Source organism: Galbibacter sp. L-19, assembly GCF_056857615.1.
Genome location: NZ_JBSXNL010000064.1, coordinates 1 through 11,863, shown reverse-complemented (window position 1 = coordinate 11,863; position 11,863 = coordinate 1). Strand labels below are relative to the sequence as shown.

Genomic DNA, 11,863 nt, shown 5'->3' with positions numbered 1-11,863 from the left:
AAAAAGATATTTAAAGCTTTACAAATAGAATCGATTTTTTAGTGGTTCACTTTCGTCCGCTGTAGGTGGTTCACTTTCACCCGCCGCACTATGCTCAATTTAATCCGCTGTGGGTGGTATACTATGCCCGTTTTTTGCATTAGATCTTTATTTTCTGGAATGCTTAAGGAGCGTCTTGCTGAAATTGAGTTAGAAAAAAACACGCCTATTTTGTCTTCCACTGCAGGCTTAGGAAGTTTTTTAGCAGATAAAGAGTCATTCTATGTAAGAGGAATCTTGAAGGAGAATCAAATAGAAGAAGGTGTTTCTGTTTTACTAAGAGAAAATATAAGAATTAAAAAACATGGTTTTACTGAGACTGAATTAAAGAGGTACAAAGCATTTCTTTTAAATAATGCATTATTATTTGAAAAGGAAAAAGGAAAAATTCCTTCTAAATATTACGTAGAAGAATTAATAGATAATTTTACTTATAGCGATCCTTTCCCTGGAGAAAGCTTTAGATACAACTTCTATAAAGAGATACTTCCTTCTATTACGCTTGCAGATATTAATAAACTTGGAAAGGAATGGGTTGTAAGTAAAGGATTGAGTATTATTTTAAAAGCACCTGAAAAAGAAGGGCTTGATATTCCTTCAGAAGGAACAATAAAACAACTGTTGAGTAAAATTGAAACGGAGAGTATAGAGCCTTATATAGACTCTTTAGCAAAAAAAGAAATCGCCATTACAATTGATAAAGAAGGGGAAATTATTGATAGTTCTTATAATAAGAAAATAAACGTTTCTAAATGGAAATTAGAAAATGGCATTACAATTATTGCAAAACCTACTACACTTCAAAATGACTTAATTTCTCTTAGCGGATTTCGCCCAGGAGGGAGTTCGTTAGCTGCAGATTCCATATATGTTTCAGCAAGAAATGCAGGAAGTATTATAGGTTCAAGCGGAATACTAAATATATCTGGGTTAGAATTAGAGAAACTTAATATGGGAAAAACCATTTCCTTAACTCCTTTTATAAATTTTTATGAAGAGTTATTTTCAGGAAGTAGCACTGCTGAAGAGCTAGAACGTATGCTTACAATGTTACATTTATATTTTACAAACCCTAATAAGGATATATTACAATTTGAAGCGGACAAGCAACGTATGATTGCTGGCACTAAAAATGACTCACTAAATCCTGATACTGTATTTGATAATGAGATTAGTCGAATTATGACGAATAATCACCTAAGAGGTATTCCTATTACCGAAAAACAGATAGAAAATGAATTAAATTTAGATACTGCTTTTGATTTTTATAAAAACCGTTTTTCATCTGCCAATGGTTTCACTTTTATTTTTGTAGGAAGTTTTGACCTTCAAAAGCTTAAAGAATTGAGTAAAAAATATTTAGGAACACTTCCTTCAAATCAAACTGAAAAAAGTGATTGGAAGGATATTGGATTACGCAGAATTACAGGGGTACATAAAAATACTATTCTAAAAGGAAACGAAAATAAATCAAAGGTAGATATAAGATATACTGGAACCCTTGACTATACATTAGAAAAAGAACTCTCCATTAGTCTTTTAGGAGATTTATTAAAAATAAAACTTACTGAAGAATTAAGAGAAAGTATGTCTGGAGTTTATGGTGTTCAAGCTTCTGGGTATTCTACTGATACTCCGTATAATTGGTATCGAATGCATATACGCTTTACCTGTGCTCCTGAAAACAGAGATGTCTTAATAAATAAGGTACATGAAGTAATAGCTGATATTAAAAAAAAGGGGGCTTCTGAAAAGGACGTAAAAAAAATTATAGAAACAAGGATTAATCGCGCTAAAGATGGATTAAAATATAATCAATATTGGAGTTCAAAGCTTAAAAGTGCAGAGATATACAATTGGAATCCTGAAGATATTTTGGATTATAAGAAGAATTTAGAAAAAGTAGACTCTAATTACTTTAAAAAAGCAGCCAACACATATTTTAATAATGATAATTATGTAGAAACAATTTTAATTCCTGAGAATCTTAATCAATAGAACCATATTTTAAATTTCATTTTTTCATATCATTTTATCAATAAAAGAAGGAGGTTTTATCTCCGACAAAATACTTACTTTTAAAAGTATGAAAGATAAAACCAATAAAAAAAATCCAGTGAAATAAGCTTCACTGGATTTTTCATTTTTATCTAGTACAAGATTAAAATCTTCCTAAATTCATTACTTTATGCCAAACTTCTACAAAGTCGTTTACAAATTGCTCTTTAGCATCTTCAGTAGCATAAACTTCTGCTAAGGCTCTTAATTCAGAATTAGATCCAAATATTAAATCGGCACGGGTAGCAGTCCATTTAAGTGCTCCTGTTTTACGGTTTTTACCTTCAAACAATTCATCATTGTCTTCAGAAACTTTCTCCCATTTAGTGTCCATAGCTAATAAATTCACTAAAAAGTCATTTGATAATGCTCCTGGTTTAGCGGTAAACACTCCATGTTTAGATTGATCAAAGTTGGTATCTAAAACTCTCATTCCTGCTAATAGCACTGTCATTTCTGGTGCTGTAAGCGTTAATAGTTGAGCTTTGTCAATTAACAATTCTTCTGTAGAAACATCAAATTTAGTTTTTCTATAGTTTCTAAATCCATCTGCATAAGGCTCTAAATATTCAAAAGCCTCAATATCTGTTTGTTCTGCAGATGCATCCATACGTCCAGGTTTAAAAGGTACTGTAACATTATGTCCAGCTGCGGCGGCGGCTTTCTCAACTCCTACTGCTCCTGCAAGTACAATTAAATCTGCTATAGAAACTTTTTTTGTTCCGCTATTAAATTCGTTTTGAATATCCTCTAAAACTGATAAAACCTTAGACAATTGAGCTGGATTATTTACCTCCCAATCTTTTTGTGGAGCTAAGCGCACTCTTGCTCCGTTGGCGCCTCCTCTTTTATCGGAACCTCTGTAGGTAGAGGCAGATGCCCAAGCTGTAGAAACTAATTCGGATACTGTTAAATTAGACTCTATTATTTTAGTTTTCAAAGTAGCTACATCTAAATCGTTTACCAATTCATGATCTACAGTAGGAATAGGGTCTTGCCATATTAATTCTTCCTGAGGTACTTCTGGTCCTAAATAGCGTTCTATAGGCCCCATATCTCTGTGTGTAAGTTTAAACCAAGCTCTTGCAAAAGCATCAGCAAACTCATCAGGGTTTTCATAAAAACGTCTTGATATTTTTTCATATTCTGGGTCAAAACGCAATGATAAATCTGTTGTCAACATTGTTGGTAAATGCTTTTTTGTAGGGTCGTAAGCATCTGGAATTGTAGGCTCTGCATTTTTAGCAACCCATTGTTTAGCACCCGCTGGACTTTTAGTCATTTCCCACTCATATTTAAATAGATTATCAAAGAAATGATTACTCCATTTTGTTGGAGTTTGAGTCCAAGTAACTTCTGGTCCTCCAGTAATGGCGTGGGCACCAACTCCCGATTCATAACTACTTTTCCATCCAAAACCTTGATCTTCTATAGCTGCTGCTTCTGGCTCAGCTCCGATATACTCTCCTGGATCTGCTGCTCCGTGAGTTTTTCCAAAGGAATGTCCTCCAGCAATAAGCGCTACAGTTTCTTCATCGTTCATTGCCATCCGCTTAAACGTTTCTCTAATATCTTTAGCGGCTGCTATTGGATCTCCATTTCCATTTGGTCCCTCTGGATCCACGTATATTAGTCCCATAACAACTGCTGCAAGCGGATCTTCTAAATCTCTTTCTCCAGAATAACGGTTATCATCCAACCACTTGGTTTCAGATCCCCAATAAACATCTTCTTCTGGTTCCCAAACATCTTCTCTTCCTCCAGCAAAACCAAAAGTCTTAAATCCCATTGATTCTAAGGCTACATTTCCTGTAAGAACCAATAAATCTGCCCAAGAAATTTTCTTTCCATATTTTTGTTTTATAGGCCATAAAAGTCTTCTTGCTTTATCTAAACTTGCATTATCTGGCCAACTATTTAGCGGTGCAAAACGCTGTTGCCCAGAGCCTGCTCCTCCTCTTCCATCTCCAATTCTATAGGTACCTGCACTATGCCAAGCCATACGAATAAATAATCCTCCATAATGCCCAAAATCTGCTGGCCACCAATCTTGAGAATCTGTCATTAATGCATGTAAATCTTTTTTAAGGGCTTGGTAGTCTAGTTTTTTAAATTCTTCAGCATAATTAAAGTTATCTCCCATTGGGTTTGATAATGAAGAATGCTGACGTAAAATATTTACTTTAAGCCTATTTGGCCACCAATCTTTATTGGATGTTCCTCCTCCTGCTGAATGTTTTGGAGCTGCCCCAGAGAATGGGCATTTTCCAGAACCTGTAGAACCATGTGAAAAATTGTTGTCGGAAGTCATATTTTGATATATTTATAAATTAGTATTCTATTATCCTTTCTTCAAAAATACATAACATTAAACTATGATACGCTTATATGTTATCGAATTTACTTATACAAGTATAGATGTTAATTTACTCAATATTTTAAACTTTTAAAAGCTAATTATCTATATTTTAATTTAATATAAATAATAATAATCTGGATTCCCTCGAATAGTTATATTTGCCGCTTTAATTGCTTGCTATTTTAAATGAAATCTGTAAAAAAGAAAAAAACGAAAAGTATCTTCCGAATTATAAATGATGAAATTCATTTATGGTTAGGTTTAATTTCTGGAATTATCGTTTTTATTGTAAGTATAACTGGCTGTTTTTATGCCTTCGAAAGAGAAATAAAAGACGCTATAGAACCATGGAGGTTTGTTGAGCAAGAAAACAAGTTGTTTGTTCCTCCTAGTGTTTTAATAGATACTGCCGCTGTTTATATGCCCAATTATACACCAACAGGTCTTACCTATGCCAATAAAAATGGAGCTGCAGCTGTAGGATACAGCTATATGGTGGATAATAAACCTAATTTTTCTGTTGTTTTTATGAATCCATATTCTGGAAAATTCATAAAAAAACAGCATACAATGGGAGCTAATGAATTCGATTTTTTTACTTTTATTATTAACGGACATAAATCGTTATGGTTACCAGAAAAAATTGGTCGCCCTATTGTAGGAATAGGTACTTTACTATTTATTGTTTTACTCATTTCGGGGATTGTAATGTGGTGGCCAAAAAGATGGAATAAAGCCAATCTTAATAAAAGTTTTAAAATAAAATGGAAAGCTAGTTTTAAACGCGTTAACTACGATTTACATAATGTTTTAGGATTTTATAGCCTTATTCTTGCTTTTATAATTGCTGTAACTGGACTGGTGTGGAGTTTTCAATGGTTTGCAAATACGGTGTATTATCTTACTTCTGGAGGAGATCTCATGGCTGCCCATAGTCACCCGCACTCTAATTTAAAAAATATAGAATTCAAACCAAACGATAGCATTCCTGCAATTGATAAAGCTTGGTATAAGGTAGTTACAAAGGAACCTGACTTTCAAGGAATGTATATTACACCTACTTTATATGAAGAGGACGATTCCTACGAAATAATAGCATATCAAAGTGATAAAACTTACTACAACCGAAATGAATATTATTTTGATCAATACACCCTTGAATTATATCGAAATAAAGCCGATAGATATGAAGAAGCCAATTTTGCTGATCAACTTTATATGCTTAATTACGATATCCATATTGGTGCAGTATTAGGTTTAACAGGAAAAATAATAGCATTTTTGATCAGTTTAATATGTGCTAGTTTACCTATTACTGGCTTCTTAGTTTGGTGGAATAAAAGGAAGTAATTTTTGTGCAAATGCAGGAAGCTACATGATATAATTATTAGTCTTCTGCCCTTCTCTTTACAACATAACTATACTCATTAAAACTCAGTATTAATTAATAAAACTCCAGCCATATAACATATAACTGAAGTTTTATTATTGAATTTTTCATGAAATTAAATCAACTACCTCGAGGCAAGCCTACGAGGTATTCAAAGGAAAAATATTTTAATCCATTTCGACGTAGAATCCTCCAAAATATTCAGGACAGGCTCTGGGGAATAAAACCCCAAATGAGGGATTTAGTGACTGTGCCCTGTTTCTCCTTTACTCATTTCTGCCATTAAATAATAAGCTTGGTTGCTAATAAATTGTGTGCTTTTAGGGTATTCTTCTAAAAACTTTACTTCTACCCATCCATCGTGAGAAATCCCTGTTTTAATCTCTATCGGAGTGAATTTCCATATGTTTTTACCATTTTCTACTACTTCTTCAGAAGAAAAGGTATATTTTTTCCCATTTTCTTCTACAACAGCTTCCTCTGGAAGTGCATATACCATGGTTTCTTCCGTATGAATTTTTCCATTTACATACATTCCTGGAATCAAATTTTCATCTGTATAATCAATCTCTGCATGTACATGAATAGCTTTTGGAGCAGTTTCAAATTGCTTTCCTATAGAATAAATTTTTGCCTTTAATGTTTTATTCAGAATAGATTGTACTTGTACATCAATTTCCTGTCCTTCTTTCAGTTTAAAAACATCTTTTTCAAAAACCATTAAATCTGCATGAACATGATCGTTATCTACTATCATAAACATTTTATCCTGCGGATTTACATACTGACCAATATTAACGGTTACCTTTTCTACAAAACCTTTTATGGGACTCACAACGGCTACTTCTTCCACTATGTTTCCGTTGCGAATTTTAGCTGGACTAATATTTAAATGTCTCAATTGAGACTCGTACCCTTTAACAAGTCCTTTTATAGAAGTAACTTCCGAATTTGATTTTTGATACGCCTTCCCAGAACCTACTTTGGCTTCGTATAATCTTTTCTGCCGCTCATTTTCTTGTTCCAAAAAGACCATATCGCTATACGCTTTTATATAATTTGTCTGTAAAGTAATTAAATCTGGATGCGAAATAGTCCCTAATACTTGTCCCTTTTTAACTTCATCTCCTTCTATAACTTTAATATCCATTACATTGGCACCAATAATTGCGGTTACCGTTGCCTCGTATTGTGGCGGAACTTCTAACTGGCCATTAGCCTCTATAATTCCAGATAAGGCCTTTTTGGATAAAGTATCTACCTGAATTCCTATACTCTTAAACTTTAATTCTGAAAGCTCTAAAGTCCCATTTTCATGCTTTTCCTCCCCTGCTTCTGCTACTTCATTAGCTTTTTTATCTCCGTCTGAAGTCTCTTTTGTTTTGCCTGAACAAGACGCTAATATTCCTACTATTAGCGTTGCAAAAAACATTGTTTTTAATAATTGATTTTTCATGTATTTATTTTTATTTTTTTTATAAACTCCTCTTTATTATATTCTGAAGATTAGTTAATTGTAGTGGATTTTAAATAATATGCCAATTGATATCTACTTGTAAAATAATCCTTAAAGGCAGTCCAAGAATCTACTTCAATCTTAATTGCATCTCGTGTATTTTGTAAGAAAGAAACATAGTCCAACGCACCTTCTTTATACGCTATTATAGCTCCATTTATTTGCTCGTCGGCCAATGGCAAGGCTGTTTCTTTATAATAAAACCATGCATTTTGCCATTTTAAATAATCTTGTAATTGCTGCTGATACTGAGTTTTTAATTCTATTTTTTTCTGAATAAAATTTTCCTGCGCTATTTGCTGTTTAATTTTAGTTTGCTGACTCTCTCCTAATTGTGGACCAAAAAACAATGGAATTTCTAAGCCTACTTGAAATTGATAAAACCCAGATTGCCCCGCTATTTCTTGCTGAGCGTATTGCCCTTGTAACTTAGGAAGAAAAGAAGCTTTAGCATTCCCATTCATTGCATTGGCAACTTCTATTTGCTGTTTTGATACACTTAAAATTGGATGATCTGTTAAAGAATCTACCTTATAATCAAACGGTTTATCCAGTGTATTTACAGAAATCTCGGGAATAGTGTACAACGTATCACTTACCAACCACATATTCAAATATTGAAGAGAACTCAAGTAATTACGGTATGCTTTTTCTTGCTGAATTTTAACTTGACTTGCTTGATTTGAAGTTGCCAAATATTCTAATTTGGAAGTTTCTTCAATTTCATATCTCAACTTTGATGCACTTTCTATACTTGTAAATAAAGAATCTAACCTCTTATAAACATCAAATATTTTTTTTGCTACATACACATCAATCCAAGCTTTACTTACGTCTCGCTCCACTTCTATTTTACTCAGTCCGAGCATATCTTCAGCCAAGATAACTCGTTCCTTTTGAAGTTTTAGCTTAGATGGGATCCCAAAAACGTCTATTCCTTGCTGCTGAATTCCAATTTTATTAAATACTCCATCCGAACTATTTCCCACTTCTTCTTTTCCTGTAAAAACTTGAGTTCTCCCAAAATTCCAAGCAGATTTACGCATTACTTCTTCACTTCTAATAGCGAGTTTAGCTACTTTTAACTTCGGATAATTCTTTAGAGCCATCGCTTGGGCTTCTTCTAAACTAATTTCCTGTAATGGAGCATTCTCATTTGTATCATTTTGGGCTACACCACTAAAACCAATCGTTAAAAAGCCGACAATAAGCAACGTAGTTTTATTAAAATTCAATTTCATCTTCTTTTTATTTTTATTTCTTCCTTCAATCAACGCATATAAAACTGGAAGCACTACCAAAGTCAATAAGGTTGCTGTTAACATTCCGCCAATTACTACAGTTGCAAGTGGTTGTTGTACTTCGGCACCTGCAGAACTCGAAAATGCCATCGGAAGAAAGCCAAAAATATCGGTGGTAGCAGTAAGCATAATCGGTCGAATACGCTCTTTTGTTCCTTTAAAAATTTGCTCATTAATATCTGTAACCCCTTCTTCTTTTAAAGAATTAAAACGATTTATCAATACGAGTCCGTTTAAAACGGCTACTCCAAAAAGCACAATAAAACCAACTCCAGCCGAAATACTAAAAGGCATATCTCGCAACCAAAGTGCTAGTATTCCACCAATTGCTGCTAGTGGGATTGCCATATAAATCATAACAGATTGTGAGAATGATTTCAATGCGAAGTACAATAACACAAAAATTAAAAACAACGCTATTGGAACCACAATGGCTAATCGAGATTTGGCATTTTGCAGATTCTCAAATTCCCCTCCATACGTAATATAATAACCTGGAGGCAACGAAAGTTGTTCATCTAATTGCTGTTGAATATCCTTTACTACAGATTCTACATCACGACCACGTGTGTTTACTCCTACATAAGTTCTTCGGTACGTATTATCACGCGAAATCTGCATCGGCCCTGGCTGATAACTAATATCTGCTACTTCTTTTATTGGAATTTGTGTTCCGTTGGGTAAATCGATAAACAAATTTTGTAGATCGGTTATACTCTTTCTATTTGATGAATCCAAACGAACCACAAGTTCAAACCTTTTTTCTCCTTCAAAAATCTGCCCTGCTACTCCCCCAGCAAAAGCAGTGCTTACATACATGTTTAATTTTTCAATATCCAATCCATATTGTGCCACTTTTTGACGATTGTATCGTACAGTCATTTGTGGTAAGCCAGAAATTCGCTCCGCATTAACATCGCCCACACCAGGAACTGTTTGAATAATCTCTGCCATTTGCTGTACTTTTTTTGAAAGAACATCGAGATCTTCTCCATAAAGTTTCACAGCTACATCTTCTCGAACTCCAGTAATTAACTCATTAAAACGTAATTCTACAGGCTGACTAAAAACTAAATTAACTCCCGCTAAAATATCCAGCTTCTCCTTCATTTTTTCTATAAGTACATCTTTACTTTCCGCTGAAACCCAATTACTTTTATCCTTATCAAGAATAATATACATATCTGCAATATCCATTGGCATCGGGTCCGTAGGAATATCGGCAACTCCTATTCTAGCCACAACGGTTTCTATTTCTGGGAAATTATCTAAAAGAATGTTTTCAATCTTTTTAGAAACAGCAACAGATTCACTTAAACCACTTCCGGGACGAATAAGTGCTTGCATGGCGATATCTCCTTCATCTAACTGCGGAATAAACTCACCTCCCATTCGAGAAAAAACAAATCCGCTAATAATTAATACTACAAATCCGATGCTTAAAACTGCTATTTTAAATTTTAAAGCTAATTGAAGTAACGGAAGGTATGCGGTATGGATAGCGTTAATAATTTTACTGCTGAAATTTTCTAACTTAACTTCAAATCTTCCGAAAGCACTTTTTTTATTTTGAATGGGTTTCATAAACAATGAAGCCATCATCGGGACATAGGTTAAGCAAAGAAAAATAGCTCCAATCATTGCAAAACCAAAGGTATATGCCATTGGTTTAAACATTTTTCCTTCTACTCCTGTTAAAAATAAAATAGGGGTAAATACAATCAGAATAATTATTTGTCCGAAAAAAGCGGAATTCATCATCGTACTTCCTGCGTTATAAGCAAGCGTATCCATTTCTCCTGCTGTAATCATACTTTTCTTGGCTCGTAGTCGCTTCTGAATTTCATGCACAGTTCCTTCAATAATAATAACTGCTCCATCGATAATTATTCCAAAATCAATGGCTCCTAGACTCATTAAATTTGCCCACACATTGAATTGCTTCATCAAAATAAAAGCAAATAATAAGGATAGCGGAATTGTGGTTGCAGTAATAATCCCCCCTCGAAGACTTCCTAATAAAATAACCAATGCAAAAATTACGATAAGTGCCCCTTCTAGTAGGTTTTGTTTTACCGTACTGGTGGTACGCTCTATCAAGGAACTTCGGTCTAAAAAAGGTTTGATTTCTAGGCCCTCAGGAAGCGACTTCTGTACTTCTTTTATACGTTCCTGAACATTTTTTATTACCATATTAGGATTTGCTCCTCGCAACATCATTACCATTCCTCCTACAGCTTCTCTTCCATCTTGAGTAAAGGCTCCATAACGTGTCTGACTTCCATATTGAACTTTTTCGGCTACATTTTTTATCAAAACTGGAATTCCATTTTCAGTTTTTATAACAATTTGTTCAATATCTTCTAGAGATCGAATCAATCCCTCTCCACGAATAAAATTTGCCATTTTATTCTTTTCTATATAAGCGCCACCCGTATTTACATTGTTTTTCTCAAGGGCTTCAAAAACTTCAGCAATAGAAACATTTGCTGCATTTAATTTATTAGGGTTGATAGATATCTCATATTGCTTTACATTTCCTCCAAAGGCATTTACTTCTACAACACCCTCGGTGAGTGCTAATTGGCGTTTTACAATCCAATCTTGAATAGTTCGTAAATCGGTAGGAGAATACTTATCTTCAAATCCTTCTTTCGGACTAATAGTATATTGGTATATTTCTCCAAGTCCTGTAGTAATAGGTCCCATGGTTGGGCTTCCAAATTTTTCTGGAATTTCAGCTTTTACTTCATTCAGCTTTTCTTGGACTAATTGCCTAGGCAGATAGGTTCCTTTTTCGTCTTTAAAAACAATTGTCACCACCGAAAGTCCGAATCGAGAAATCGAACGAATTTCTTCTACTCCAGGTAAATTAGCCATTGCCAGCTCTACAGGATAGGTTACAAACTGCTCAATATCTTCGGTAGCCAAATTTTGAGAAACCGTAATTACTTGTACTTGGTTATTGGTTATATCGGGAACCGAACCTAAATTAATAGTACTCATAGACCAAATTCCTACGCCTATAAGTGCCAACATTAATAGTCCGATTATAAACTTACCCGTTGTGCATTTAGGCAATATTGATTTTTAGGTTATTGATATTTCTGTTGAATTCAAATATGTTTATATATTGAATGACCGTCATAGCCGTAATCTTAGATAATATTCTGTTTTTGAATCCCTCAAAAGATTTAGCA

5 protein-coding genes and 1 pseudogene are annotated in these 11,863 nt (G+C 34.0%); 2 read left to right on the top strand and 4 right to left on the bottom strand.

Features of this window, described 5'->3' with window-relative positions:
• Window positions 1–90 precede the first annotated feature (90 nt).
• Window positions 91–2,037, top strand: a complete 1,947-nt coding sequence (locus tag AC13CQ_RS12580; RefSeq protein WP_083833529.1) for an insulinase family protein — start codon at window positions 91–93, stop codon at window positions 2,035–2,037.
• Window positions 2,038–2,200: 163 nt separating this feature from the next.
• On the opposite strand, the gene katG is transcribed toward AC13CQ_RS12580, so the two are convergent.
• Window positions 2,201–4,408 (bottom strand): catalase/peroxidase HPI, encoded by a 2,208-nt coding sequence (katG, locus tag AC13CQ_RS12575; RefSeq protein WP_008616058.1) that lies wholly within the window; start codon window positions 4,406–4,408, stop codon window positions 2,201–2,203.
• Between the two features lie 234 nt (window positions 4,409–4,642).
• Here katG and AC13CQ_RS12570 point away from each other — a divergent pair, with 234 nt between their 5' ends.
• Window positions 4,643–5,806 carry a PepSY-associated TM helix domain-containing protein gene (locus AC13CQ_RS12570; protein ID WP_008616057.1) on the top strand — a complete coding sequence of 388 codons (1,164 nt, stop codon included), beginning with the start codon at window positions 4,643–4,645 and terminating at the stop codon, window positions 5,804–5,806.
• Between the two features lie 281 nt (window positions 5,807–6,087).
• On the opposite strand, the gene AC13CQ_RS12565 is transcribed toward AC13CQ_RS12570, so the two are convergent.
• The 3 genes and pseudogenes from AC13CQ_RS12565 to AC13CQ_RS12555 all read right to left on the bottom strand — a co-directional run.
• Window positions 6,088–7,302, bottom strand: a complete 1,215-nt coding sequence (locus AC13CQ_RS12565; protein ID WP_008616056.1) for an efflux RND transporter periplasmic adaptor subunit — start codon at window positions 7,300–7,302, stop codon at window positions 6,088–6,090.
• A gap of 50 nt (window positions 7,303–7,352) precedes the next feature.
• Window positions 7,353–11,747 carry a CusA/CzcA family heavy metal efflux RND transporter gene (locus tag AC13CQ_RS12560; RefSeq protein ID WP_482882927.1) on the bottom strand — a complete coding sequence of 1,465 codons (4,395 nt, stop codon included), beginning with the start codon at window positions 11,745–11,747 and terminating at the stop codon, window positions 7,353–7,355.
• Window positions 11,737–11,863: pseudogene (locus tag AC13CQ_RS12555) on the bottom strand (IS982 family transposase); the annotation flags it as partial. The pseudogene AC13CQ_RS12555 and the gene AC13CQ_RS12560, both read right to left, overlap by 11 nt.